At 66.0% G+C, this 24,056-nt stretch carries 27 protein-coding genes; 14 read left to right on the top strand and 13 right to left on the bottom strand.

Features of this window, described 5'->3' with window-relative positions:
* Positions 1 to 30 precede the first annotated feature (30 nt).
* From K6L26_RS11145 to K6L26_RS11105, 9 genes are all read left to right on the top strand, one after another.
* A complete protein-coding gene (locus tag K6L26_RS11145; RefSeq protein ID WP_208862427.1) occupies positions 31 to 1,323 on the top strand; it encodes an NADH-ubiquinone oxidoreductase-F iron-sulfur binding region domain-containing protein in 1,293 nt (430 codons plus the stop codon).
* Positions 1,320 to 1,541 (top strand): ferredoxin, encoded by a 222-nt coding sequence (locus K6L26_RS11140; protein ID WP_019348985.1) that lies wholly within the window; start codon positions 1,320 to 1,322, stop codon positions 1,539 to 1,541. The genes K6L26_RS11145 and K6L26_RS11140 overlap by 4 nt, the downstream gene beginning before the upstream one ends.
* Positions 1,542 to 1,623: 82 nt before the next feature.
* On the top strand, positions 1,624 to 3,279 hold the full coding sequence (locus tag K6L26_RS11135; protein ID WP_019348986.1) for a thiolase C-terminal domain-containing protein: 1,656 nt from the start codon (positions 1,624 to 1,626) through the stop codon (positions 3,277 to 3,279).
* Positions 3,280 to 3,295: 16 nt separating this feature from the next.
* On the top strand, positions 3,296 to 4,177 hold the full coding sequence (locus tag K6L26_RS11130; RefSeq protein ID WP_085140440.1) for an alpha/beta fold hydrolase: 882 nt from the start codon (positions 3,296 to 3,298) through the stop codon (positions 4,175 to 4,177).
* Positions 4,177 to 4,995 carry an NAD(P)-dependent oxidoreductase gene (locus K6L26_RS11125; RefSeq protein WP_036393245.1) on the top strand — a complete coding sequence of 273 codons (819 nt, stop codon included), beginning with the start codon at positions 4,177 to 4,179 and terminating at the stop codon, positions 4,993 to 4,995. The genes K6L26_RS11130 and K6L26_RS11125 overlap by 1 nt, the downstream gene beginning before the upstream one ends.
* Positions 4,995 to 5,783 (top strand): NAD(P)-dependent oxidoreductase, encoded by a 789-nt coding sequence (locus K6L26_RS11120; protein ID WP_085140441.1) that lies wholly within the window; start codon positions 4,995 to 4,997, stop codon positions 5,781 to 5,783. Before K6L26_RS11125 ends, K6L26_RS11120 begins: the two co-directional genes overlap by 1 nt.
* Before the next feature lie 148 nt (positions 5,784 to 5,931).
* Positions 5,932 to 7,134: a cytochrome P450 gene (locus K6L26_RS11115; RefSeq protein WP_076211109.1), complete on the top strand. Its 1,203-nt coding sequence runs from the start codon at positions 5,932 to 5,934 to the stop codon at positions 7,132 to 7,134.
* Positions 7,134 to 7,334 (top strand): ferredoxin, encoded by a 201-nt coding sequence (locus K6L26_RS11110; RefSeq protein ID WP_085140442.1) that lies wholly within the window; start codon positions 7,134 to 7,136, stop codon positions 7,332 to 7,334. The genes K6L26_RS11115 and K6L26_RS11110 overlap by 1 nt, the downstream gene beginning before the upstream one ends.
* A 7-nt stretch (positions 7,335 to 7,341) precedes the next feature.
* On the top strand, positions 7,342 to 8,109 hold the full coding sequence (locus K6L26_RS11105; RefSeq protein WP_085140443.1) for an alpha/beta fold hydrolase: 768 nt from the start codon (positions 7,342 to 7,344) through the stop codon (positions 8,107 to 8,109).
* Between the two features lie 23 nt (positions 8,110 to 8,132).
* Here K6L26_RS11105 and K6L26_RS11100 read toward each other — a convergent pair whose 3' ends face one another.
* The 4 genes from K6L26_RS11100 to K6L26_RS11085 are packed head-to-tail and all read right to left on the bottom strand — an operon-like array spanning position 8,133 to position 10,863.
* A complete protein-coding gene (locus tag K6L26_RS11100; protein ID WP_085140444.1) occupies positions 8,133 to 9,065 on the bottom strand; it encodes an LLM class F420-dependent oxidoreductase in 933 nt (310 codons plus the stop codon).
* A 14-nt stretch (positions 9,066 to 9,079) separates the two neighbouring features.
* Entirely contained in the window at positions 9,080 to 9,376 is a 297-nt protein-coding gene (locus K6L26_RS11095) for a DUF1330 domain-containing protein (protein ID WP_019348170.1), read from the bottom strand.
* A gap of 15 nt (positions 9,377 to 9,391) precedes the next feature.
* Entirely contained in the window at positions 9,392 to 9,586 is a 195-nt protein-coding gene (locus K6L26_RS11090) for a ferredoxin (protein WP_019348169.1), read from the bottom strand.
* On the bottom strand, positions 9,586 to 10,863 hold the full coding sequence (locus tag K6L26_RS11085; RefSeq protein ID WP_003880118.1) for a cytochrome P450: 1,278 nt from the start codon (positions 10,861 to 10,863) through the stop codon (positions 9,586 to 9,588). The genes K6L26_RS11090 and K6L26_RS11085 overlap by 1 nt, the downstream gene beginning before the upstream one ends.
* 244 nt (positions 10,864 to 11,107) lie before the next feature.
* On the opposite strand from K6L26_RS11085, the gene K6L26_RS11080 reads away from it, so the two are divergent.
* The 4 genes from K6L26_RS11080 to K6L26_RS11065 are packed head-to-tail and all read left to right on the top strand — an operon-like array spanning position 11,108 to position 15,099.
* Positions 11,108 to 11,761: a TetR/AcrR family transcriptional regulator gene (locus K6L26_RS11080; RefSeq protein ID WP_221853140.1), complete on the top strand. Its 654-nt coding sequence runs from the start codon at positions 11,108 to 11,110 to the stop codon at positions 11,759 to 11,761.
* Between the two features lie 16 nt (positions 11,762 to 11,777).
* On the top strand, positions 11,778 to 13,079 hold the full coding sequence (locus K6L26_RS11075; RefSeq protein WP_221853139.1) for an acyl-CoA dehydrogenase family protein: 1,302 nt from the start codon (positions 11,778 to 11,780) through the stop codon (positions 13,077 to 13,079).
* A 32-nt stretch (positions 13,080 to 13,111) separates the two neighbouring features.
* Positions 13,112 to 14,101 (top strand): phosphotransferase family protein, encoded by a 990-nt coding sequence (locus K6L26_RS11070; RefSeq protein WP_245008744.1) that lies wholly within the window; start codon positions 13,112 to 13,114, stop codon positions 14,099 to 14,101.
* Positions 14,098 to 15,099 carry an NADPH:quinone oxidoreductase family protein gene (locus tag K6L26_RS11065; protein WP_221853137.1) on the top strand — a complete coding sequence of 334 codons (1,002 nt, stop codon included), beginning with the start codon at positions 14,098 to 14,100 and terminating at the stop codon, positions 15,097 to 15,099. The genes K6L26_RS11070 and K6L26_RS11065 overlap by 4 nt, the downstream gene beginning before the upstream one ends.
* Here the strand turns inward: K6L26_RS11065 and K6L26_RS11060 are convergent.
* Positions 15,056 to 15,412: an SgcJ/EcaC family oxidoreductase gene (locus K6L26_RS11060; protein WP_221853136.1), complete on the bottom strand. Its 357-nt coding sequence runs from the start codon at positions 15,410 to 15,412 to the stop codon at positions 15,056 to 15,058. The genes K6L26_RS11065 and K6L26_RS11060 overlap by 44 nt on opposite strands.
* A gap of 131 nt (positions 15,413 to 15,543) precedes the next feature.
* On the opposite strand from K6L26_RS11060, the gene K6L26_RS11055 reads away from it, so the two are divergent.
* Positions 15,544 to 16,731, top strand: coding sequence for a cytochrome P450 (locus tag K6L26_RS11055; RefSeq protein WP_221853135.1), 1,188 nt, complete (start codon positions 15,544 to 15,546; stop codon positions 16,729 to 16,731).
* 109 nt (positions 16,732 to 16,840) lie between these two features.
* Here K6L26_RS11055 and K6L26_RS11050 read toward each other — a convergent pair whose 3' ends face one another.
* The 8 genes from K6L26_RS11050 to K6L26_RS11015 form a co-directional block, all read right to left on the bottom strand.
* Positions 16,841 to 17,053, bottom strand: coding sequence for a hypothetical protein (locus K6L26_RS11050; RefSeq protein WP_036393222.1), 213 nt, complete (start codon positions 17,051 to 17,053; stop codon positions 16,841 to 16,843).
* A 125-nt stretch (positions 17,054 to 17,178) separates the two neighbouring features.
* Entirely contained in the window at positions 17,179 to 17,682 is a 504-nt protein-coding gene (locus K6L26_RS11045) for a hypothetical protein (protein ID WP_019348160.1), read from the bottom strand.
* A gap of 14 nt (positions 17,683 to 17,696) precedes the next feature.
* Complete coding sequence (locus K6L26_RS11040; protein WP_411551155.1) at positions 17,697 to 18,374, bottom strand: TetR/AcrR family transcriptional regulator; 678 nt, start codon at positions 18,372 to 18,374, stop codon at positions 17,697 to 17,699.
* Positions 18,375 to 18,490: 116 nt separating this feature from the next.
* Positions 18,491 to 19,639 carry an acyl-CoA dehydrogenase family protein gene (locus K6L26_RS11035; protein WP_221853134.1) on the bottom strand — a complete coding sequence of 383 codons (1,149 nt, stop codon included), beginning with the start codon at positions 19,637 to 19,639 and terminating at the stop codon, positions 18,491 to 18,493.
* Between the two features lie 15 nt (positions 19,640 to 19,654).
* Complete coding sequence (locus K6L26_RS11030) at positions 19,655 to 20,812, bottom strand: thiolase family protein (RefSeq protein WP_047037670.1); 1,158 nt, start codon at positions 20,810 to 20,812, stop codon at positions 19,655 to 19,657.
* Positions 20,813 to 20,833: 21 nt separating this feature from the next.
* Positions 20,834 to 22,087 carry a CaiB/BaiF CoA transferase family protein gene (locus tag K6L26_RS11025; RefSeq protein ID WP_267890594.1) on the bottom strand — a complete coding sequence of 418 codons (1,254 nt, stop codon included), beginning with the start codon at positions 22,085 to 22,087 and terminating at the stop codon, positions 20,834 to 20,836.
* A 4-nt stretch (positions 22,088 to 22,091) separates the two neighbouring features.
* A complete protein-coding gene (locus tag K6L26_RS11020) occupies positions 22,092 to 22,850 on the bottom strand; it encodes an SDR family NAD(P)-dependent oxidoreductase (RefSeq protein WP_221853133.1) in 759 nt (252 codons plus the stop codon).
* 16 nt (positions 22,851 to 22,866) lie between these two features.
* On the bottom strand, positions 22,867 to 24,045 hold the full coding sequence (locus tag K6L26_RS11015; RefSeq protein ID WP_019349222.1) for an acyl-CoA dehydrogenase family protein: 1,179 nt from the start codon (positions 24,043 to 24,045) through the stop codon (positions 22,867 to 22,869).
* Positions 24,046 to 24,056: the final 11 nt, after the last annotated feature.

Genomic DNA, 24,056 nt, shown 5'->3' with positions numbered 1-24,056 from the left:
GGTAAGCCTAACCGGGGACGGGATGTGACCATGACAGCCGAACTGACGGTCGCCGCGTGGCCCGGAATCACCCCGCGTCTCCTGCGCGACGGGCCCGAGTCTCTCGACGCCTACCGGAATGCCGGGGGCTATGCGCCCCTTGCCGATCCGGAGCATCTTCTCGACGAGGTGCAGGCCGGCGGGTTACTCGGCCGCGGCGGTGCGGCATTCCCGATGGCGGTGAAGTTGCGCACCGTGCGCGACAACGGCCGCAGGGCCGCTGCCGGCACAGTGGTGATCGCCAACGGCGAAGAGGGCGAGCCGGCCTCGATCAAGGATCGCTGGTTGCTACGCAATCGCCCGCATGTCGTGCTCGACGGCCTGCGGCTGGCGGCCGCGGTTGTCGGCGCCGACCGCGCCGTGGTCTATGTGTCGGATCCGCATGCCGCCGAGTGTGTGGAACGTGCACTGGCCGAGACAGCTGCCGACCTGGGCGGCCCCGGCATTGAATTGGTCACTGTGGCACCGGGTTACGTCGCCGGCGAGGAAACCGCTGCCGTGCATGTGGTCAACGGAGGGCCGGCCAAACCGACCGACAAGCCACCGCGTCCGTTCGAGGAGGGAGTGGCCGGCAAGCCCACGCTGATCAGCAATGTCGAGACGTTGGCACACCTGGCATATCTTCATCAGCACGGAGCGCAGTCGTTCCGCGAACACGGTACCGACTCCTCCCCCGGCACGTTCCTGGCCACGATCACCGGCGCCGGCCGTCCGCCTGCACTTTACGAAATTCCGCACGGCATCTCCTTCGCCGATCTGCTGACCCTGCACGGGGTGGCCCCGGACCGCGTCCGTGGCGTGCTGATGGGCGGATATTTCGCCGGCTTGGTCAACCGTGACATCCTCGGAGCCGCACTGGATCACGAATCAGTGCGGGCGCTGGGCAGCGGACTCGGCTGCGGTGCGATCGGCATCCTCACCGATGACTGCCCGGTGGCGGTCGCTGCCGCGGTGCTGGCCTACTTCGACCGGGAGAACGCCGGGCAATGCGGCTCCTGCTTCAACGGGACCGCAGCGATGGCCGCGGTCGTCACCGGACTGCGCGACGGCACCGCCACCGACGAGGATCTGGAGCGGCTCAAGCGGTGGTCGGTGGTGTTGCGCGGCCGCGGCGCCTGCGCAACGCTCGACGGCGCCGCCAACGTGGCGGCCAGCCTGCTGGCCCAGTTCCCCGACCTGGTCCAACGCCACCTCGAAAATGGCTGCCAGACCTGCCGTTCCGGTGCTTTCACTGCCGCGCGGCCGTACGAAGTGGAGTCTCTGGAGGCGGTGGTGGCGGTATGAAGATCAAGCTGGACCGCACGTTGTGCGATGGCTTCGGGCTGTGCGCCAAGCATGCGCCGGAGTACTTCCCGCTGGACGACTGGGGCTACGCGGTGCTCAAAGGCGACGGCAACATCCCCGAGGCCGACCAAGCCGCGGTGCGACGCGCCCTGCTGGACTGCCCGGTACACGCCATCATCGAGCTCAAGGACCCGCGCACAGCGCGGGAGGCCGGCTGAGCGCAAGGGTATGGATCACTGATCCCGGAAACTGGTAACGTGATTCTCCGCACAGAATAACCCGCTTACCACCGGAGTCGAGTTGTCACAGATACCGGGACGTCCGCTCCCGACGGTCACCACGCTCAACGAGTACTTCTGGACCGCGGGCGCCGACGGGGTGCTGCGAATCCAGGAATGCCAGGACTGCAGCGCCCTCATCCATCCGCCGCAACCGATCTGCCGGTACTGCCGGAGCCACAACATGGGGGTGCGCGACGTGTCCGGGCGCGGTTCACTGGCCGGGTTCACGGTCAACCATCGGTTCGGTTTCCCAGATCTACCGCCGCCGTACGTGGTGGCCGAGGTGGCCATCGCCGAGGATCCCCGGGTCCGGTTGACCACCAACATCGTCGATTGCGACTTCGACGACCTCAAGCTCGGGATGCCGGTCGAGGTCGACTTCCAGCACATCGAGGATGTCTGGCTGCCGGTGTTCAAACCGTCGGCCGACACCACCGCTACCCCGCCGGTCGCCGAACCGGTCGCGCCACAGGACGTCGCCAAGTACGTCCGGCCGATGCTGACCAAGCAGAAGTTCGAGGACCATTCGGCCATCACCGGCATCGGGATGTCCAAGATCGGTCGGCGCCAGATGGTGCCGCCGCTGGCGCTGACCATCGACGCAGCCGAAAAGGCCGTGGCCGACGCCGGTTTGACGTTCGACGACATCGACGGGCTGTCCACCTATCCGGGGCTGGCCATCGCGGGCATGGGCGAGGGGGGTGTGACCGCACTGGAGGGTGCGCTCGGGCTCCGGCCCACCTGGATCAACGGCGGCATGGACACCTTCGGCCCCGGCGGCTCGGTGATCGCGGCGATGATGGCCGTGGCCACTGGCCTGGCACGCCACGTGCTGTGCTTCCGCACGCTGTGGGAAGCCACGTTCGGCCAGCTGGTCAAGGAGGGCAAGATGTCCCCTCCGATGGGCGGCCGCAGCGACAACTGGCAGCACCCGTTCGGGTCCACCTCGGCGGCACACACGTTGGCGCAGAACGCCGGCCGCCATTTCGACCGGTACGGCACCACGAGGGAGACCCTCGGGTGGATCGCCCTCAACCAGCGTGCCAACGCCGCGCTGAACCCGACCGCCATCTACCGCGATCCGCTGACCATGGACGACTACCTGTCGGCCCGCATGATCACCACCCCGTTCGGCCTCTACGACTGCGATGTGCCGTGCGACGGCGCGGTCGCCGTCATCGTCTCGGCGGTCGACGCCGCCCGAGACCTCCCCAAGCCGCCGATCCTGTTCGAGGCGGTCGGTACCCAAATCATCGAACGGCTCGACTGGGACCAGACCACTCTTACCCATGAGCCGCAGGTACTGGGCCAGAGCGCCCACATGTGGTCGCGAACCTCGTTGCGCCCCAGCGACGTCGACGTCGCCGAGCTCTATGACGGGTTCAGCTTCAACTGCCTGTCGTGGCTTGAGGGTCTCGGCTTTTGCGGCATCGGAGAGGCCAAGGACTTCCTCGACGGCGGCCATAACATCGCGCGCGACGGTGTCATCCCGCTCAACACCCACGGCGGACAACTCTCGCATGGCCGTACTCACGGGATGGGGCTGATCCACGAGGCCGTCACCCAGCTGCGAGGCGAAGCCGGCGAGCGCCAGGTGGCCGATGCCAAAGTTGCCGTGGCCAGCAGCGGTGGCCTGACCCCGAGCGGCGTGCTGCTGATGCGCAGGGACGACTGAAGCATGCGCGTATCCCATGAGTAAGACAGCCCCGCACCCCAGGGTGGTGATGATCGACGGTGTCCCGATGTCGGCCCTGGTCGCCGAGGCCGCTGAGCCACGGGCCGTCCTCGTCGCATTGCACGGCGGGGCCACCACGTCTGCGTACTTCGATTGCCCCGGTCACCCCGAACTCTCGTTGCTGCGCCTGGCGGTCGACCACGGGTACACGGTGGTAGCCCTCGACCGTCCCGGCTACGGCGCGTCAGCCGCCTATCCAGATGCCATGGCCCGGCCAGAACAACGAGTTGCCTTGGCGTTCAGGGCAATCCAGCGCATTGCCGGCGCGGCCGACCTGTTCGTCCTCGGCCATTCGATGGGCTGCGAGCTGGCCCTGCGCCTCGCCGTCCAGCAGCCCGAGGTGCTCGGGGTATCCCTGGCCGGCACCGGGCGCCGCTATCACCCGGCGGCTCAAGAATTGCTCAAGGACGCCTCACCCGTGAACCGGCCGCGTGGCCTGCGCGAGCTGCTGTGGGAGCCGGCCCGCCTCTATCCGCCGGATGTGATCGGCGCCGGACTGTCCGCCGGTGGCACCGCCTACGAAGGCGATGTCGTCAAAACCTGGTCGCGGCAGGACTTTCCGGCGCTGGCCGGACAGACGAAGGTGCCGGTGCAGTTCCTCGCGGGCGAGTACGAGAACGTCTGGGAATCCGATACCGAGGCGCTGGCCGCGATCGGCGCGATGTTCACCGCCGCACCACGAGTACAGACCGGCGAACTCCCCGACAGCGGGCACAACCTCAGTGTGGGATTGAGCGCGGAGAGCTATCACCGCACGGTGCTGTCGTTCGCCGACGAATGCGTGGCCCACCGTGCCCGCGAGACTGGGAAAACCGAAGTGGAAGTGGAGGCACGTTGATGCGAGTCGGATTTATCGGACTGGGCAGCCAGGGGGCGCCGATGGCCCGGCGGATCATCGAGGGCGGCTTCGAGACCACGCTGTGGGCCCGGCGTACGGCATCGCTGGAGCCCTACGCCGACACCGCAGCCAAGACCGCTGGCTCTCCGGCCGAGTTGGCTGCCGCGAGCGACCTCGTCTGCCTGTGCGTGGTCGGTGACGACGACGTCCGTCAGGTGCTCGACGGCGAGACCGGCGTACTGGCCGGACTGGCCCCGGGTGGCATCATCGCGATCCACTCCACCGTGCACCCCGACACCTGTCGGGAGCTGGCCGAACAGGCCGCGAAACAAGGGGTTACCGTCATCGACGCCCCGGTGAGCGGCGGCGAGCCCGCCGCCTCGGCCGGCACCCTGCTGGTCATGGTCGGTGGGGACGAGGAGGTCGTCGAGCGGGTGCGTCCGGTGTTCGCCACCTATGCCGACCCGATCGTGCATCTCGGTGGTGTGGGTGCCGGCCAGGTCGCCAAGATTCTCAACAACCTGTTGTTCAGCGCCAACCTCGGTGCGGCCATGAGTGCCCTGGAACTCGGTGAAGCACTGGGAGTTCCGCGCCAGGCACTGTGCGAGGTGATCTCGCGCGGATCGGCTACCAGCAAGGCGCTCAACAGCATCGCGATGTTCGGCGGCACGCTCGACAACCTGGCGCCGATCGCCGGGGCGCTGCTGCAGAAGGACTGCCGACACGCCGCCAGCCTGGCCGACGATGCCTCGGCCCCGCAGGGCGCCGTCTTTGACGCCGCGGACAACGCCCTGGCCATCATGAACCATCCCCGCTGATGCGCGTCGGCTTCATCGGCGCCGGCCGCATGGGTGCGCCGATGGTGCGCCGGTTGACCACCGCCGGCCACCAGGTGCGGGCCTTGGGCCGCGACGACGAAAAGAGAACGGCGGTGGCCGAACTCGGCGCCGAGCCGGTCGGCTCGGCGCGCGAGACGGTCGAGGACGCCGACGTGACGATCGTCTGCGTGTTCACCGACGAGCAGGTGCGCGACCTGTGCCCGGATCTGATCGACGAGATGCCCGAAGGTTCGGTGCTCGTGCTGCACACCACGGGCAGCCCGCGCACCGCCGAGGCCCTCGCCGAGCGCGGGGCCCCGCGCGGCATCACCGTTGTCGATGCTCCGGTCAGCGGCGGACCCCATGACATCGCGGCCGGGACTGTCACGGTGTTCGCCGGCGGCGACGAGGCCGCCGTCGCGCGCGCCCGGGAGGTGCTGACTGCCTATGCCGATCCCGTACTGCACGTCGGCCCAGTGGGCTCAGGTCAACGGGTGAAGCTGGTCAACAACGCGTTGTTCGCCGCACAGATCGGCGTCGTCGCCGAGGGCGTGCGCCTGGGCGAGCGCCTGGGGATCGACGAGGCGACACTGCTGACCGCACTCACCCACGGCAGCGCGGCCAGTCGCGCCCTGGGCGGTATCGCTGCCACCGGTTCAGCGGACGCCTTCATCGAGCGGGTCGGCGAATTCATCGGCAAAGATGTCGCCGTCGTTCGCGGCACCGCATCTGAACTGAACAGCGACCTCGGTCGCCTCGAGGGACTGCTCGACGCCGCGACCAAGTGACCCGAACCGGCATCACGACCTGATCAGCACCCATTTTGTGCTTTTCAAACACACTCAACAGGATTACTGTTAGCGTTACAGTTCAACAGTTTCCCGTAACGTGTCACGACGCTTCCGGCCCAGCCCGCCGCGAAGGAGGAGCCAGCCAATGACCAAGGCCCAGGTGATCTTCGATCCGTTCTCCGAGGAGTTCTTCAACAACCCGTTCGACATGTACCGGCGGATGCGCCAAGACGCACCGCTGTACTACAACGAGGACTCCGACTTCTATGCCCTGACCCGGCATGAAGACGTCGCGGCGGCGCTGAAGGACCACGAGGCGTTCTCCTCGTCACGTGGCTGCGACCTGGCCATGGTCCAGGGTGACGAGCCGCCGCAGAAGTCGATCATCTTCATGGACCCGCCCGACCACAGGCACATGCGCAGCCTGCTCAACAAGGCGTTCACCCCGCGCATGATCCAGTCCCAGCGCGACACCGTCGTCGAGCAGATCGAGCACTTCCTCGGGTTGATCGACTCCGACGAATTCGATGTGGTGCAGGACTTCTCGGGCCCGTTCCCGGTCGAGGTCATCACCCGGATGGCCGGCGTCGACCCGGAATACCGCCAGCAGGTCCGGCACTGGATCGACACCAGCCTGTCCCGCGAGCCCGGCCAGATCGGCTACTCCGAGGCCGGTATGCAGGCCAACATCGACACCGGCATCTACTACTACGGGTTGGTGCAGAAGCGCCGGGAAAACCCGCAGGATGACATGATCAGCCGGCTGATCGCCGCGGAGATCCCCGGTGAGGACGGCCAGATGCGCCGCCTCGACGACATCGAGATCACCGGATTCGCCACTCTTCTCGGTGGCGCCGGCGCCGAGACCGTGACCAAGCTGGTCGGTACCGCCATGGTGCTCTTCGCCCGCAATCCCGACCAGTGGCAGAAGCTGCTCGACGACCGCGAGAAGATCCCGGCCGCTGTCGAGGAACTGCTGCGCTACGAGGGCCCGGTCCAGTACAACGTCCGCTACACGCTCAAGGAAGCCCACGTGCCAAGCGGGACCATTCCCGCGGGCAAGGCGGTGTTCCTGATCAGTGCTGCGGCCAACCGCGATCCCGACGCGTTCACCGACGCCGACACCTTCGACATCGAGCGCGACCGCACCGAGGCACAGAACCTCGGCCTGGGGTACGGCATCCACAGCTGCCTGGGGGCCGCACTGGCCCGCATGGAAAGCGCCATCGCCTTGGAGAAGCTGCTCGACTTCATGCCTCGTTACGAAGTGAAATGGGATGAGCTGCAACGGGTTCACATGCAGAACGTGGCAGGTTACTCGCATGTGCCGGTGAAGGTGTTGAGGTGATGACGAAGAAGGTTCACGTAGATTTCGAGATCTGCGAAAGCAACGCGGTCTGCATGGGCATCATCCCCGAAGTCTTCGACCTCGACGATCAGGATTACCTGCACATCCTCCAGGAGGACGTGACGCCGGACAACGAGGCACAGATCCGCGAAGCGGTTCGGCAATGCCCCAGACAGGCGATCTCGATCAAGGACGAGTAGGCCGCAGATGCGGTTCGTCTTCGTCCACGGCGGTTTTCATGCTGCCTGGTGCTGGGAGCGCACCATCGCCGAGTTGCACGGTCTGGGTCACGAGGGCGTTGCAGTGGACCTTCCCGGTCATGGCGCTCGACTGGCCGAGGATTCCACGCTGGCCGGTCGGCGCGCCGCGATCGTCGACGTGATACAGGCCGGAGATGTGCTGGTCGGGCATTCCGGTGGTGGGTTCGACGCCACGCTGGCCGCCGATGCAGCCCCGAACCTGGTGCGCCACATCGTGTACCTGGCCGCCGCGCTTCCCCGGGAAGGGCGAACCTATCCCGAGGCGATGGCCATGCGTTCGGCCGACGACGACTTGGGCGGCGAGTTCGACGGCGACGTCGGCGAGATGCTGGGATATTTGCGTTTCGACGAGGAAGGCGCGATGCACTTCGCTGACTTCGACGGGGCCTGGCGGTACTTCTATCACGACTGTGACGAGGCAACGGCCCGGTGGGCTTTCGAACGGCTGGGTCCGGAGCGGTTCGGCGACACCACGGTGACACCGGTGTCGGTGCCGCAGTTCTGGGCGGCCGATCTCCCCCGCAGTTTCATCCGCTGCCTTCAGGACCGCTCGATGCCGCGCTGGTTGGCCGACACCGTTACCCAGCGTCTCGGCGTCGAGCAGCTGACCATCGACGCGTCGCATTCTCCGTTTCTGAGCCGTCCGCGTGAGCTGGCCGAGCTGCTGGTGCACGCCACGACGACGACGCCGATCGCCGCATTGACACCGGCGTAGGCGGCCTTTCCGCTGCGCGCGACTCAGTTCGACCCGTGCTGAGCGGCGATCACCGTCTTGCCGAATTGCTCGGTCGCCTCGAGCGCATGCGCCAGGCTGTCACCGGGCAGGGTGACGTGCAGCCACGTCACCCCGAGTGCGGCCAGCTTCTCCACACCGGCCAGGTACGCGTCGGCGTCGAAATCGTCGCTGCCGGGGTTGCCGCCCTCAAAGTTGTTGAACACGACGTCGATTCCGTCCGGGTCGCGACCAGCCGCGGCGAGCCTGGCCCGCAGATCCTCGATCCCGGCGGCCAAGGCGTCCAGTGAGTCCATCGCCGCGGTTCCCGCCGTCTTGGCCAGACCGGCCGGTGCCGCGAACGGGCACCAGCCGTCGCCGTGCTTGGCCACCCGCGCCCGTGCGGCTGAGGTGTTGCCGCCTATCCAGATCGGTGGGTGCGGGCTTGCCGCCGGCCGGGGATGCGCGGTGATGCCGCGGGCGCTGAAGTTCTTGCCCTCGAAGGAGTAATCATCGGTGGTCCAGATTCCCCGGATCACCTCGAGCGCCTCGTCGAACAGCGAGGCACGCTCGTCGTAGGACACCCCGAGCGCGGCGAACTCGCGTTTGAGATACCCGACTCCGACCGCCAGCGTGAACCGCCCACCGGACAGCAGGTCCAAGCTGGCGCCGGATTTGGCCACCACGAAGGGATTCCGGTACGGCAGCACCACGATGTTGGGCACCAGACGCAGGGTCGTCGTATGTGCGGCGGCAAAGGCCATCGCCACGAACGGGTCCAGCGCATCGTGACCACCGGCGTCGAGCCAGCGCTGGGACGGAGCCGGATGATCGGTGAAGCCGAACCCGTCGAATCCGGCGGATTCAGCCGCGGCGGCCATCGCCGCAACTCCGCGGCCACTCACCAGATCCGGATGGTACGGGTGGGTGTGCATCGGATAGGTGATGCTGTAGCGCACTGCGGCCGGCCCGGTCAGGAAGGAAAGCCGGAAAGGATGACTCCATTGCACTCGGCCGCACCCTGCCGGACCTTGGCAGCCGCCTGGTAAGCGTCGGAGTAGTACCACTCGCGTGCGGCATCGACCGACTCGAATTCCAGCACCACGGTTTGGGTCCCGTGCCAGGAGCCTTCGATCACCTCGGGTTTCTGGTCCACGGCCACGATGGTGGCCCCGCCCATCGCCTTCGAGGCCAGCTTGGCGTACTCCCCCATGCCGGCGGGGTCTTTGATGTCCTCGGTGATGATGACGTAACCCTTGGCAGATGCCATGACGAATCTCTTTCTCTAGTTGTCGATCTCGCTGATCGCCCGTTCCGGGCAGTTCTGTATGGCTTCGCGTGCCGCGTCCTCGGATCCGGGGGGAACCTCTTCGGGCGAGGCGACGGCCCAGCCGTCGTCTGACATCTCGAAGACCTCGGGACACAGCGTCAGGCACATGCCGTGGCCGGCACAGCGGTCCTCGTCAACCCTGACCCGCATCAGCTGTCGAACTCCAGGTGCAGTTCGGTCAGCCCGCGCAGGATGAAGGTCGGGATGTAGTTGTATCGGCGGTCGCCGTCCGAACCGTGCTTGGCCTCGGAGATGCGGATGTCGGTGGTCCGATCCAGCAATCGCTCGATACCGACCCGGGTTTCGGCACGGGCCAAGGGGGCGCCGGGGCAACTGTGGATACCGCGGCCGAAAGCCAGGTGCTGGCGGGCGTTCTTGCGGGCGGGGTCAAAAGTGTCGGGGTCCTCGAAGCGGCGGGGATCACGGTTGGCCGCACCGTTGAGCACCATCACGGTGGTGCCGGCGCTCAACTCGGTGTCACCGACGGTCACCGGGCAGCGTGAGAGCCGGAAGTCACCCTTGACCGGACTCTCGATCCGCAGGGCCTCCTCGATGAAATTCGGGATCAGGCTGCGATCGGCGCGCAGGCGCTGCTGGATCTCCGGTTGCTCGCCAAGGACTTTCAGCGCGGTACTGAGCAGCCGGACCGTGGTCTCCTGTCCGGCCGAGAAGACGTTGGTCGCCACGCGCGCGACATCACCGACGTCAGGAATACTGCCGTCCGGGAAGGTGGCCAAGGCCAAGCCGGTCAGGACATCGTCACGGGGGTTGGCCCGGCGGTCGGCGGTGTAGTCGGCGAACTGGCCATAGAGGAACTCCAGCGGGCTGTGGGACAACTCGCTGCTGGTGCTGCCGACCCCGCCGCCGGAGTTCTGCTTGATGCCGTTGACGAAGGTCTCTCGATCCTCGGCCGGGATACCGAGCAGGTCGGCGATCACCAACAGCGTGAACGGGCCGGCGAAGCCTTTGATGAACTCGCCATGGCCGGGCTCCAGGTAGCTGTCGAGCACCTCGTCGGCCAGCTGCCACATGGCGTCCTCGTTTTCCTTGAGGCGCTTGGGCGTGATCAGCCGCATCAGCAGCGAGCGGTGATCGGTGTGGGTGGGCGGATCAAGCGTCGGCAGCTGATCGCTGAACGGCAGTTCGTCGCGGTGCTTCTCGATGAGAGCGGTGACCTCTTCGGTGCTGCGTCCCTCCAGTGGAACCGGGAAGCCCGGAAACGGTCCGGTGACCGACAGGCAGGACGAGAAGGTCTCCTCGTCGTTGTAGACCTGCACGGCTTCTTCCCAGCCGGTCACCATGGTCACGTTGTAATGGTCTTCGCGGGTAACCGGGCACTTGTTCCGCAGCGCCTCGAAGAATGGGTACGGATCGTCGACCAATCGTTCATCGCGGAAAAAATCGATACCGGTTGGGTCGATCGCCATCTTTGCTCCCGTTCCAGCCGCAGATATGAGAATGCGGCTCTCATCTATGAATAGTAGATTTCCACAGCGCCGGATGCCCGTCAACGGCAGACCCCATCCATCAGGCACAAGCAGCAAGAATAGGATTCTCGGCCCATTCGCCTCGTCATCGTCCGCACGGTTCACCAACCGAGTCACACCTACCGAGATAGTTAGACGGACGTCAACTATTTCCAACTGCCGAATCCGTTGTTAAAGTCCGGCTATGCCCAAGGCAACCGCAGCGGACACTGCTGACAGCAGTCAACGCCGCGCCTCCTTCCAGCGGGCACGGTCGCACCAGACCAAGCGCGATCTGGTGCAGGCCGCGATGGCGCTCTGGCGTACCAACGGCTACGCCAAGACCACGGTCGCCGACATCTGCCGCGCCGCGGGGGTGTCCCGGGCCCTCTTCTACTTCTATTTCCCGGCCAAGGAAGACGTGCTGTTCGAGGTCGGCCTGACCTCGACCCGGCTGGCGCAGAAGCGAGTGAAATCGCTGCTGGTGGGCGACTACGACGTCATGGATGTGGTCACCGAGGCGCTGCGCAGCCTGGAACGGTCCATGGCCCGCAATCCACCCGAACTGATCGTCCAGACGATCCTCGAGGGCTACCGGCACGAGCACCGGATCCTGGCCGGAGACCTCGCCCCGGACACACAGGGCGCCGACATGTTCGGCGAGTTGTTCACCCGCGCACAGGTCGACGGCAAGCTCGCGTCCCACGTCGACGTCAGTCACCTGTCCCGGCTGGCGCAGATCCTGGTCAGCGAAGGCGTCCGGCACTGGGCCGGCGGCAGTTTCGGCGACCGCGCGTTCACAGACGTCGTCGCGCGCGATATCGGCGCGATGATCACCGGCTTCAACAACACCAACTAGATTCGGAGGGCCCCCGATGGCGTGGGATTTCGAGACCGACCCGCAGTATCAGGAACTACTGGACTGGGCAGATCAGTTCGTCACCGAACAGGTCGAGCCGCTCGACCTTGCTTTTCCGCACCTGCAGTTCACCCGACTGGAGGGCAAGCGCCGCGAGGCGATCGACCCACTCAAGGGACAGGTGCGCGAAAAGGGCCTGTGGGCCACTCATCTGGGCCCGGAACTGGGTGGGCAGGGCTACGGACAGCTCAAGTTGGCGTTGCTCAACGAGATCCTCGGCCGCTCGCAGTGGGCTCCGATCGTGTTCGGATGTCAGGCACCCGACACCGGCAACGCGGAGATCATCGCGCACTACGGCACCGAGGAGCAGAAGAAGCAATATCTGCATCCGCTGCTCGAGGGTGAGCTGTTCTCCTGCTATTCGATGACCGAGCCGCACGCCGGTGCCGATCCGACGCTGTTCACCACCAGCGCTGTGCGCGACGGGGACGACTGGGTGATCAACGGCTGGAAGTTCTTCTCCTCCAACGCCGCAACGGCGTCGTTCCTGATCGTCATGGTGGTGACCAATCCCGAGGTCAGCGCCTATCAGGGCATGTCGATGTTTTTGGTGCCCACCGACACCCCTGGCGTCAAGATCGTCCGCAACGTCGGACTGTACGGCGAAGCGGACAACCACGGCAGCCACGCGCTGATCCACTACGACAACGTGCGCGTACCGGCCGAGGCCCTGCTGGGCGGCGAGGGGCAGGCGTTCGTGATCGCCCAGACGCGGCTGGGCGGCGGCCGGATTCACCACGCGATGCGCACCATCGGCCTGGCCCAGAAGGCACTGGACATGATGTGCGAACGCGCGCTGAGCCGCGAGACCCAGGGCAGTCGGTTGTCCGACAAGCAGTTCGTCCAGGGTTACATCGCCGATTCCTATGCCCAGCTGCTGCAGTTCCGGCTGATGGTGCTCTACACCGCATGGGAGATCGACAAGTACAACGACTACAAGTTGGTCCGCAAGGACATCGCCGCGGTCAAGGTGGCGATGCCCACCGTGCTGCACGACATCGCCTGGCGGGCAATGCAGGTCCACGGCGCACTCGGGGTCACCAACGAGATGCCGTTCCTCGGCATGGTCACCGGCGCCGCGGTCATGGGCCTGGCCGACGGCCCGACCGAAGTACACAAGACCACCGTCGCCCGGCAGGTGTTGCGCGACTACCGACCGACCACCGATACCTGGCCCACCGAATGGATCCCGCGCAAGCGCGAAGCGGCGAAAGCCAAGTTCGCCGAATACCTCGAGGCCGAGGTGGGCAATCTGTGAGCGAGATCGGTGTTGCGCGCCTTGCCGATTGGATGGACAACGCGGGCCTGGCCGGCAAAGGCGAGCCGCTGGAGGCCCGTTTCCTGTCCGGCGGCACCCAGAACGTCATCTATGCGATCCGCCGTGGTGAGCACACCTGCGTGCTGCGCATGCCACCGGCCGGCGCGCCACCGGACCGGGACAAGGGCATCTTGCGCGAATGGCGCATCATCGAAGCGCTCGACGGCACGGATGTCCCGCACACCGCCGCGGTCGGGGTATGTGCCGATGCCGATGTACTGGGCCGGCCCTTCTACCTGATGGGATTCGTCGACGGCTGGTCCCCGATGGACACCCACGGCCGTTGGCCAGAGCCCTTCAACAGCGACCTGAGCACCCGGCCCGCGCTGAGCTACCAACTGGCAGAGGGTATTGCGCTGCTCTCCAAAGTCGATTGGCAAGCCAAAGGTCTCAGCGATCTCGGGAGGCCCGACGGCTTCCACGAACGCCAGGTCGACCGCTGGATCGGGTTCCTCGACCGCATCAAGAACCGTGAACTGCCCGGGCTCGACGTGGCCACCGACTGGCTGCGCACGCACAAGCCGCTCGACTTCATCCCGGGCCTGATGCACGGGGACTACCAGTTCGCCAATGTCATGTACCGCCACGGCGCCCCGGCCACGATGGCCGCGATCGTGGACTGGGAGATGGGCACTGTCGGCGACCCGAAGCTTGACCTGGCCTGGATGGTGCAGAGCTGGCCGGCCCATACGGACAATCCGGCGCCCTCCGAGATGGGTTACGTCGACATGCGCGGGATGCCGTCGCGCGACGACGTCGTCGCGCACTACGCCAAAGTGTCCGGACGCCAAGTCGATGATCTGGACTACTACCTGGTGCTGGCCAAGTGGAAGCTGGCGATCGTCCTGGAGCAGGGTTTCCAGCGGGCCGGTGACGACGAGAAGCTGCTGGCGTTCGGACCGGTGGTCACCGAGCTGATGCGCGCTGCCGCCGATCTCGCCGAATCCACCGACTACCGGTGAAAGCCGCCGTCTGCCCGAGGTACGGACCGCCGGATGTGGTTCGGATCGAAGACGTCCCCGCTCCCCCGCTGGCGTCCGGCCAGGTACGGGTCAAGGTCGGCGCAGCCGCGGTGAACTTCCCCGATGTGCTGCTGGTCGCCGACAAGTACCAGATTCACCTGCCGGTGCCGTTCATCCCGGGTAGTGAGTTCGCCGGGGTGGTGACCGAGGTCGCCTCTGACACTGACGTTTTCGTCGTCGGCGATCGGGTGACCGGCACCGGGCTGTTCGGTGCGTTCGCCGAACAGGTGTGTGTTGCCACGCCGGGGTTGGCTCGTATTCCCGACGGCGTGGACGATCGCACCGCGGCGGCATTCGGGGTGGCTCACCGCACCGCCTATCACACGTTGCGATCGATGGCGCGGATCCAACCCAACGACGACGTGATCGTGCTCGGCGCCGGCGGCGGCGTGGGGTTGGCGGCCGTGCAGCTCGCTGCGGCGCTCGGCGCGCGGGTCACGGCAGTCGCCTCATCTGACGAAAAGCTCTCCACCGCTGCAAAATACGGTGCCGTCTCGCTGGTCAACCACACCTGCAGCGACGTACGCGCCGCGCTTCGGGAAGCCCTGCCCGACGGCGCGCACGCCGTGCTCGATCCGGTCGGCGGCGATCTGTCCGAGCCGGCGTTACGGTCGCTGCGCCGCGGCGGCCGGTTCGTGACGATCGGCTACGCCTCGGGCGAGATCCCGCGCATCCCACTGAACCTGGTACTGGTCAAGGGGATTCATGTGCTCGGCTTTCAGTTCCAGGACGTCGCCGCGGACGAGTTCGCCCGTAACGAAGCCGAGCTACGCGAGTTGCTGTCCACCGGATCCGTCAGGCCGCATATCGGCGCGGTCTACCCGCTGGACCAGGCAGCGGCCGCTCTCCAACAGGTCGCCGAGGGACGGGCCGTGGGCAAGATCGTGATCGACCTCAGGACTCCTTCGGAGGATAGAAGTACTCCCGCCAAGCCGTGATCTTGTCGTCGCGCACCTCGTAAGCGCCCATGACCGGCCAGCTCTTCTGCTTGCCGTCGACGATCCAATGATCGCGCCGTTCCATCAGCACGACTTCTCCGTCCACGGCGAGGTGCAGGACTTCGAGGTCCACGCATGTGCCCCCGGCGAAGAACGCCTTCATCATCTCGCGGATCGCCTCGCGTCCCGAGAGCTTCGGCCAATCGGGCCCGATGTCGAAGGTGGCGTCGTCGGCGAAGTGACTCATGACTTCGTCGACGTCATTGCTTGCCCACGCGGCGATCTCGGCTCGTACTACTTGCTCAGCGGCCATGACTTTCCCATCGGTCCGTAGCGACAGTTATTTACACTTCACCGACTAACTGTAATGATGATCGGATACCTGCTAAGCAAGTGCTCAGGAAACAGCCCGCATCAGCACTCCTGTCACCCGATGGAGGCCCCGTGACAGCGCCCACCGCGCCAGCCGAACCAGATCTGTACTACGACCCGTACAGCGTCGAGCTCAACATGGACCCGTACGCGGTTTTCGCCCGAATCAGGGAAGAAGCCCCGCTGTACTACAACGAGCAGCACGACTTCTACGCTCTGAGCCGCTACGACGACGTCAACAAGGCCGTCATCGACCACGAGACATTCATCTCGGGACGCGGCGCCCTACTCGAGATCATCAAGTCCGGCATGGAGATTCCGCCCGGAACCCTGATCTTCGAGGATCCGCCGATCCACAACATCCACCGCAACCTGTTGTCGCGAGTGTTCACCCCGCGCAAGGTGCTGGCGCTGGAACCCCAGATCCGCGAGTTCACCGCGCGTTGCCTGGATCCCCTCGTCAGATCGGATCGCTTCGACTTCGTGCAGGATCTCGGTGAGCAGATGCCGATGCGCGTCATCGGCATGCTGCTGGGCATCCCCGAAGACCGGCAGCGCGCCATCACCGACCATGGCGAAGAGACCCTGCAGGGGCAGACGGTCGATGCCCTGGCCACCGGTGAGGTATTCGCGGAGTTCATCGACTGGCGCACCCAGCACCCGTCCGACGACATCATGACCGATCTGCTCAACGCCGAGTTCACCGACGAAACCGGCACTGTACGCACGCTGCGCCGTGACGAGCTGCTGCTGTATCTGACGGTGATCGCCACGGCCGGCTCCGAGACCACCACGCGGCTGATCGGCTGGGCCGGCAAGACGCTGGCCGATGTTCCAGACCAACGTCGCGAGCTGGTGGAAAACCCTGAGCTCATCCCCCAGGCGATCGAGGAGATCCTGCGCTGGGAGCCGCCGGCCCTGCAGATCGCGCGCTATGTCACCCGCGATGTCGAGTACTACGGCCAGACCGTGCCCGAGGGGTCGGCGATGCTGATGCTGGTCGGTGCGGCCAACCGCGACCATCGCCGGTTCGCCCCTGACGGAGACGTCTTCGACATTCACCGGGAACAGAAGTCCCACATGACTTTCGGTGCAGGAACCCATTTCTGCATGGGCAACGCACTGGCCCGGCTGGAAGGTCGTATCGCCTTGGAGGAGATCCTCAAACGCTTCCCGGAATGGGAGGTCGACTGGGCCAACGCCAAACCGTCGGAAACCGCCGCGGTGCGCGGCTGGGCCGCGATGCCCACCTTCGTATAGTGCCCGTTTGACATCGAGACTGCGTACAGATCGCGAATTTAGTGATTTTCGCGATCTGTACGCAGTGTCGGCGATCTGTTCGCAGGGTCGACGGATCAGCCTGAAGAGGTCAGAAGGGAAGATCCACGAAACCGTTGGTGGTGTTGACCTCATCGTGGTTGTCGACGCTGTAGTGCGGCCCCACCGGGGTGACAGGCTCGGCCGAGGCGGGTGCGGCCAAGCCGAGAACCGCTGCGCTCAGCCCGCCGGCAATCAGGGTGGCGAATCCGATCTTCTTCATTGTGGTGCCCTCTTCCGATGAGTTGAAGGTGGCGTCGAGCATCGCGCTACGGCTCCACAGGCCGACGATCCGGTGTTGCCATTTCGTCGATCTGAACCATCAAACATCGAGGTCAGAGGGTTAATTCCGGTGGCAGAAATTGATCTGCCGGTGGCAGGAACGCTCCGTCAGCTGGCCGGAATCAGGTCGGCGGGCACCGAGCGGCTGATCATCGTGCCGCATCGAAATGCTTCAGTGTGTCCGACGCCGCGGGCCTCGGGGTGGTTTACCGCAGCGAGCGCCTGGGCTTTGAAAGCTCGTGCGGCGGCAGATAATTCGTGACGAACCGGGTCGACGCTCAAATCCGCCGGACACTCGTCGCCCCACAACGTCACCTCGGTGTGGCCCTGCTCCAGCGCGCCCAGGACGCCCCGCCGTACGCGCTCGTCGGCGTTGAAGAGATCAGCGGCCACTGCGACGGTCTGCGGATGCGGCCGGTCCTCCCAGGACTCCAGCACCGACTCCAGAGCGATGGTCTCCACGCCGAGGATCGCCAGCGGACGGACGTCTTCGTCGGCGCCGATCAGAACCGTGACATCCCATCCCGCCATCACCCGGTCGACCAGCCACCCACCGGCGAACCGCACCGCGTCGACCACGCAGGGGGCGACCACATCAAGCCGATACCGCATGTCGTCCTCCAATCTCACTGGACGGCCGCCCCGTTGCGGCCGACCGGCTGCTCCGTGCCCTTCCCGAGGCCCTGCCCCAGGTCCCTCCCCAGCATCTCCGCGTAGCTGTTGAAGACTTCCGTCAACGGGAGCGAGGGATCGAGTAGCCATGAGGTCTCCATTCCATTGATGAATGCCAGGATCTCCACGGCCTTGGTGGCCGGGTCGAAGTCGGAGCGGTAGCGGCCGCTGAGTTGGCCGCGGGTGATGATGTCGGTGACGATGTCGCGCGCAGCCTGCTGCCGTTTCAGCAAACGATCGTGCAGTGGAGCGTCCGGTTGGATGTTCTCGACGAGCAGCACCGTGAAGGTGCCGACCAGCTCGGGCGCCCGGACGAACCGCTCTGCGACCCGCTTGATCTCCTCAGCGAGGTCGCCGGAGCGGTCGGCGTGGGTGTCGTCATCGTGATCGCGAGCATCGAGCACTGCGTTGAGCAGTTGCTCTTTGGACTCGAAATGGTGGAGCAGACCGGCCGGCGTGACGCCGACCTCCCTGGCGATCTGCGCCAGCGAGGTGTTGCGCCAACCGTTGCGCGCCAGCAGCTTCTCAGCCACGGAAAGTATGCGCTGCCTGCGGTCTTCCCCCTTGGCCAGCAGCGTCTCGTAGGGCCTCGCCCCCACAGAAGATGCCTCTGCCCCTACCACCGCAGCCACCGGACTCCTTCGTCGAACCAACCTAGTGAACACACAGTAAGTTGGTTTGGCCGGTGTGACAAGGGTCTCAGCGGAAGTATTTCCCGACGGCCGTCACTGCCGGCGGGCGCGCCTGGTCAGAGCCCCAAAGACTTGGCGATGATCACCTTCATGACCTCACTGGTGCCGGCGTAGATCCGGGCCACCCTGGCGTCCGTGTACAGCCGGGCGATGGGGTACTCCATCATGTAGCCGTACCCGCCGAAGAGCTGTAGGCAACGATCGATCACCCGCGCCTGCATCTCGGTGCAGAACAGTTTCACCCGCGCCGCATCGGCACCGGAGAGCTCGCCATCGACGTGCAGCGCCACCGCCCGATCGAGCATCGCCTGGGCCGCCTCGACCTCGGTCGAGCACGCCGCGAGTTCGAACTTGGTGTTTTGAAACGACGCCACGGGCTGGTCGAACGCCTTGCGATCCTTGGTGTAGTCGATCGCCGCGGCGATCGCCGAGCGGGCCTGCGCCACAGAGCCCACTGCGACGGTGAGCCGCTCCTGGGCCAGGTTGTGGCCGAGATAGCTGAACGCCTCGCCCTCGGCACCCAGCACATTGGCCACGGGAACCCGCACGTCGGTGAACGACAGCTCCGCGGTGTCCTGCACCTTGCAGCCCATCTTCTCCAGCTCGCGGCCCCGCTCGAAGCCCGCCATGCCGTCTTCCACGACGAGCAGCGTCAATCCCTTGCGCCGGTTCTCCGGGTCGGTGGAGGTCCGCGCCACCACGACCACCAGATCGGCCTGGATGCCACCGGTGATGAACGTCTTGGCGCCGTTGAGCACGTACTCGTCGCCGTCCCGCACCGCGGTGGTGCGCATACCGGCCAGGTCGGACCCGGTACCCGGCTCCGTCATGGCGACCGCGGTCAGCAGCGTGCCCGCCGCGAGCCCGGGGAACCAGCGCTGCCGCTGCTCTTCGTTCGAGTAGTGCAGGAAATACGGCAGGATCACTTCGAGCTGGGTCCGCACCGTCGACAACGTCACCAGCGCCCGGGCGGCCTCCTCCTGCAACACCACGTTGTAGCGGTAGTCGTCGATCCCCGCGCCGCCGTACTCCTCGGGAATCGCCATGCCGAGCATGCCGAGTTCACCCATCTGCTTGAAGACGTCACGCGGCATCCGCCCGCCCTTCTCCCACTCGGGATAGGCGGGGACGACCTCTTTTTCGATGAAATCGCGCGCGAGCGCCCGGAATGCCTCGTGGTCCTCGGTGAACAGATTGCGTTGCACTACTTCTCCCTAGCGTCAGTCGATGAGCTCGACCAGCGTGGCGTTGGCGGTACCGCCGCCCTCACACATGGTCTGAAGGCCGTAACGAATTCCGTTGTCGCGCATGTGATTGATCATTCTGGTCATCAGGACCGCACCCGAGGCACCGAGCGGGTGGCCCAGTGCGATGGCGCCACCGAGCGGGTTCAGCTTGGCTTCGTCGGCACCGGTCTCGGCCAGCCACGCCAGCGGCACCGGGGCGAAGGCCTCGTTGACCTCGAACACGCCGACCTCGTCCAGCCGCACGCCCGCCTTGTGCAGCACCTTCTCGGTGGCCGGTATCGGCCCGGTCAGCATCAGCACCGGGTCGGCGCCCGTCACCGCGCCTGCCCGGTAGCGCGCGATCGGCGAAAGGCCCATGGCCACAGCCGCTTCCGCGGTCATCACCAGCAGCGCCGCAGCCCCGTCGGAGATCTGTGACGAGTTGCCCGCGTGGATCACCCCGTCCTCGGCGAATGCGGGCTTGAGGCCGGCCAGCTTCTCCACCGTGGTGCCCCGACGCACGCCTTCATCGGCAACCACCGGATCCAACTGGTCGGCCGGGTCGGGGAACACGGTGATCATCTGGTTCTCGAACGCACCACGGTCCTGAGCGGCGGCAGCCCGCTCGTGCGAGGCGACGGAATACTCGTCCAGCCGGGTCCGGCTGAAACCCCACTTCTGCGCGATCATCTCGGCCGAGATGCCCTGGTTGAACCCGAAATCCTTGTACCGCTCGAACACCTTCGGCCCGTACGGGGTGCCGGTGGCCCGCGCCGCCCCCAACGGGACCTTGCTCATCACCTCCACACCGCCCGCGACCACGACGTCCTGCTGGCCCGACATCACGGCCTGAACGGCGAAGTCCAATGCCTGCTGGCTGGATCCACAGGCCCGGTTGACCGTGGTGCCCGGGATGTGTTCGGGCCATCCGGCGGCCAGCACCGAGTAACGACCGATGTTGCTGGACTGATCGCCAACCTGCGAGACGCAGCCCCAGACCACGTCGTCGATGATGTCGGGGCTGATACCCGCCCTTTCCACCAGCGCGTTGAGCACCAGTGCCGACAGGTCGGCGGCGTGGAATCCGGACAGCCCGCCGTTGCGCTTGCCGACCGGGGTACGGACGGCCTCGACGATGACGGTTTCACGCATGGGAATCTCCGCTTCTGTTGATCAGGACTGTGAGTAGGCGGGGCCGATGGCACCCTGCTCCCGCAGGGCTGCGATCTGCTCGGCACTCAAGCCGATTCCCTCCAGGATGGCATCGGTGTGCTCACCGAGGGCCGGTACCGGGCCCATGCCCAGTTCCATCCCGGCGATCACCGGCGGCGGCAGCAGCGCGGCGATCTCACCGTTCGGAGTGGCCACCGGACGCCAACGGTCGCGGGCTTTCAGGTGCGGATGCTCGATCACCTCACTGGGCAGGTTGTACCGCGAGTTACCGATCCCGGCCTCGTCGGCTGTCCGCTGGATGTCATCGAGATCATGCTGAGCACACCATGATTCGATGGCCTTGTTGAGCTCGTCGCGATGTGCGCAGCGGTCCGAGTTCGTGGCGAACCGAGGGTCATCGGCCAGGTCCGGACGTTCGATGATCTCGCGGGCCAACCGCTGCCACTCGCGGTCGTTGGTGGTGCCCAGCACCACCGTCTGTCCGTCGCGGGTGTCGAACGCCCCGTAGGGCGCGACCGCGGGCGAGCTCATGCCCAGCGGAATCTGGTCGATCCCGGAATGCTGGGTATAGGTCAGCTGGTACCCCATGATGTCGGTCATGGTGTCGAACAAGCTGACCGCAACCGCCGGAGCCGCGGCGGTGGCCCCCGTGCGGGCCCGTCCGAGCAGCAGCGCCATGATCGACAGCGCCGAGTACAGCCCCGTGGTGATATCCGCTACTGCGGCACCGGGTTTCGCCGGCATCCCGGCATACCCCGTGGCGGCACACGATCCCGACTCAGCCTGCACCAGCAAGTCGTAGGCCCGCTTCTCCGACAACGGGCCACCCGGTCCATATCCGTCGATCTCGAGCGGAATGACCTGCGGGTGACGCACGTTCAGCTCGGCCGGCGACAACCCGAGCCGCGCGGTGGCACCCGGGGCCAAGTTGGACACGAACGCGTCGGCCCCGTCGAGTAACCGGTGCAGCACCTCCATGCCTTCGGGCGACTTCAGGTTGAGGGTGATCGATTCTTTGCCCCGGTTCGCCCACACGAAGTGCGCGGCCATCCCGTTGACGACGGTGTCGTAGTCACGGGCGAAGTCGCCGCCCTTGGGGTTCTCGATCTTGATCACCCGGGCGCCGAAATCGGCCAGTACCCGCGTACACATCGGCGCGGACACCGCCTGCTCCATGGCGATGACGGTGATTCCGGCCAGCGGCAAAGCGGATTCAGCCGCTGTGCTCGACGATTCGCTCCTCAACTCGCTCACAGGGTCACATAACCATGCCGCCATCGACCGGCAGCACCTGCCCGGTGATGTACGACGCGGCATCCGATGCCATGAAGACGAAGGCTCCCGCGACCTCGTCGGCCTCGGCCCAGCGCTTGAGCGGGATGCGGTTCATCATGTTGGCCGCGAACTTTTCGTTGGTCCGGATCGTCTCCGTCATCGGCGTGGCCGCCAGCGGAGCCAGCGCGTTGACCATGATGTTCTTGGGCGCCAGCTCACGAGCGAGGGATTTGGTGATGCCGATCAGGCCGGCCTTGGCCGCTGAGTAGTTGACCTGGCCAAGGGTGCCGGTGATGCCGGCCGACGATGTCACGTTGATGATGCGGCCGGTGCCATCGGTGGGCATGTGCGGCAGTGCGGACTGCGTGACGTGGAAGGTGCCCATGACGTGGATGTCGAACGTGAGCCGAAACGTCTCGTCGGTCAGCTTGGGGAACATGGCCGGAGAGGTCACGCCTGCGTTGTTGACCAGGATGTGCAGGTTGCCCTCGGTGAGTGCGGCCGCCTGGGCAGCGGCGGCTTCGGCCGCCTCGCGGTCGCTCACGTTCAGCGCCGCACTGTCGGCCTTGCCCCCGGCGGTGTTGATGCGCTCGGCGACCGCGGCCGCGGCCTCACCGCTGATGTCGGTCACCAACACCGAGGCACCAGCCGCGGCCAGGGCCTCCGAAACGGCGGCGCCGATCCCGGCACCGGCACCGGTCACCAGCGCCGAACGTCCGGTCAGGTCGAAATAGGTCTTCATTGGTGTAGCTGTCTCCTCAGTAACTCTTGGGCAGGCCGAGAACGTTGGCGCTCAGGAAGTTCAGGATCATCTCCTGGCTCACCGGTGCGATCTTCATCAGTCGCGACTCCCGGAAGAAGCGCGAGATGTTGTACTCCTCGGAGTAACCCATGCCGCCGTGGGTCTGCAGCGCCCGGTCGGCCGCCCCGAACCCGGCGTCGGCGCACAGGTACTTGGCCATGTTGGCCTCGCGCCCGCAGGGCTTGCCGTTGTCGTAGAGCCAGGTGGCCTTGCGCAAGATCAACTCGGCGGCGTCGAGGCGGGCCAACGAGTCCGCCAGCGGGAATCCGATGCCCTGGTTCATGCCGATCGGCCGGTCGAAAACGACTCGCTCGTTGGCGTACTTGACCGCTCGGTCGAGCGCAACGCGGCCGATGCCGAGGGCCTCGGCGGCGATGAGCATCCGCTCCGGGTTGAGCCCGTGCAGGATGTAGGTGAACCCCTTGCCCTCCTCACCGATGAGGTGTTCGGCGGGCACCCGCAGGTCGTCGATGAACAGCTCGTTGGAGCTCACCGCGTTTCGGCCCATCTTGTTGATGGGCCGGATCTCGACGTGATCGCGGTCGAGGTCGGTCAAGAACAACGACAGCCCGTCGGTCGGCTTGCCCCCGCGTTTTTCGACGTCTTCGCGGGACTCGGTGCGGGTGAGCAGCAGGATCTTCTCCGACTCAAGCGCTTTGGAGATCCACACCTTGCGGCCGTTGACCACATAACTGTCGCCGTCTTTTCTGGCGAACGTGGTGATCCGCGAGGTGTCGAGTCCCGCACCGGGTTCGGTGACGCCGAAGCACACGTGCAGGTCACCGTTGACGATGCGCGGCAGGGTCTCCTTCTTCATCTCCTCGGAGCCGAACACCACCACGGGCTGCATCCCGAAGATCGACATGTGGATCGCGCTGGCGGCATTCATCGCCCCGCCGGACCGGGCGACCTCCTCGGCCAGGATGGTGGCCTCGGTGATGCCCAGGCCGTGCCCGCCGTACTCCTCGGGGATCGTCATACCGAGCCAGCCGCCGCCGGCGATGGCGTCGTAGAACTCCTGCGGGAACTCGTGGGCCTGGTCCTTGGTCATCCAATAGTGATCGTCGAACTTGCCTGCCAGCTCCGCCACTGATTTGCGGATCAGCTGCTGGTCTTCGGTCAGCTCGAAGTTCATACCGCCGGACA

Origin of the sequence: Mycobacterium farcinogenes (genome assembly GCF_019739075.1) — a bacterium.
Lineage (GTDB): Bacteria > Actinomycetota > Actinomycetes > Mycobacteriales > Mycobacteriaceae > Mycobacterium > Mycobacterium senegalense.
Note: the sequence above shows the minus strand (reverse complement) of the source record. Positions and strands in the feature narration are given on the sequence as shown.

What these genes read in the sequence shown, in the direction of transcription:
- K6L26_RS11085 (WP_003880118.1), bottom strand. Translation starts at nt 10,863, where the DNA reads ATGGCGATCGACCCAACCGGTATCGATTTTTTCCGCGATGAACGATTG.
- K6L26_RS11045 (WP_019348160.1), bottom strand. Translation starts at nt 17,682, where the DNA reads ATGCGGTATCGGCTTGATGTGGTCGCCCCCTGCGTGGTCGACGCGGTG.
- K6L26_RS11020 (WP_221853133.1), bottom strand. Translation starts at nt 22,850, where the DNA reads ATGAAGACCTATTTCGACCTGACCGGACGTTCGGCGCTGGTGACCGGT.
- K6L26_RS11030 (WP_047037670.1), bottom strand. Translation starts at nt 20,812, where the DNA reads ATGCGTGAAACCGTCATCGTCGAGGCCGTCCGTACCCCGGTCGGCAAG.
- K6L26_RS11075 (WP_221853139.1), top strand. Translation starts at nt 11,778, where the DNA reads ATGGCGTGGGATTTCGAGACCGACCCGCAGTATCAGGAACTACTGGAC.
- K6L26_RS11145 (WP_208862427.1), top strand. Translation starts at nt 31, where the DNA reads ATGACAGCCGAACTGACGGTCGCCGCGTGGCCCGGAATCACCCCGCGT.
- K6L26_RS11130 (WP_085140440.1), top strand. Translation starts at nt 3,296, where the DNA reads ATGAGTAAGACAGCCCCGCACCCCAGGGTGGTGATGATCGACGGTGTC.
- K6L26_RS11090 (WP_019348169.1), bottom strand. Translation starts at nt 9,586, where the DNA reads ATGCGGGTCAGGGTTGACGAGGACCGCTGTGCCGGCCACGGCATGTGC.
- K6L26_RS11140 (WP_019348985.1), top strand. Translation starts at nt 1,320, where the DNA reads ATGAAGATCAAGCTGGACCGCACGTTGTGCGATGGCTTCGGGCTGTGC.
- K6L26_RS11015 (WP_019349222.1), bottom strand. Translation starts at nt 24,045, where the DNA reads ATGAACTTCGAGCTGACCGAAGACCAGCAGCTGATCCGCAAATCAGTG.
- K6L26_RS11060 (WP_221853136.1), bottom strand. Translation starts at nt 15,412, where the DNA reads ATGGCCGCTGAGCAAGTAGTACGAGCCGAGATCGCCGCGTGGGCAAGC.
- K6L26_RS11050 (WP_036393222.1), bottom strand. Translation starts at nt 17,053, where the DNA reads ATGCTCGACGCCACCTTCAACTCATCGGAAGAGGGCACCACAATGAAG.
- K6L26_RS11110 (WP_085140442.1), top strand. Translation starts at nt 7,134, where the DNA reads ATGACGAAGAAGGTTCACGTAGATTTCGAGATCTGCGAAAGCAACGCG.
- K6L26_RS11105 (WP_085140443.1), top strand. Translation starts at nt 7,342, where the DNA reads ATGCGGTTCGTCTTCGTCCACGGCGGTTTTCATGCTGCCTGGTGCTGG.
- K6L26_RS11080 (WP_221853140.1), top strand. Translation starts at nt 11,108, where the DNA reads ATGCCCAAGGCAACCGCAGCGGACACTGCTGACAGCAGTCAACGCCGC.
- K6L26_RS11070 (WP_245008744.1), top strand. Translation starts at nt 13,112, where the DNA reads ATGGACAACGCGGGCCTGGCCGGCAAAGGCGAGCCGCTGGAGGCCCGT.
- K6L26_RS11095 (WP_019348170.1), bottom strand. Translation starts at nt 9,376, where the DNA reads ATGGCATCTGCCAAGGGTTACGTCATCATCACCGAGGACATCAAAGAC.
- K6L26_RS11125 (WP_036393245.1), top strand. Translation starts at nt 4,177, where the DNA reads ATGCGAGTCGGATTTATCGGACTGGGCAGCCAGGGGGCGCCGATGGCC.
- K6L26_RS11120 (WP_085140441.1), top strand. Translation starts at nt 4,995, where the DNA reads ATGCGCGTCGGCTTCATCGGCGCCGGCCGCATGGGTGCGCCGATGGTG.
- K6L26_RS11115 (WP_076211109.1), top strand. Translation starts at nt 5,932, where the DNA reads ATGACCAAGGCCCAGGTGATCTTCGATCCGTTCTCCGAGGAGTTCTTC.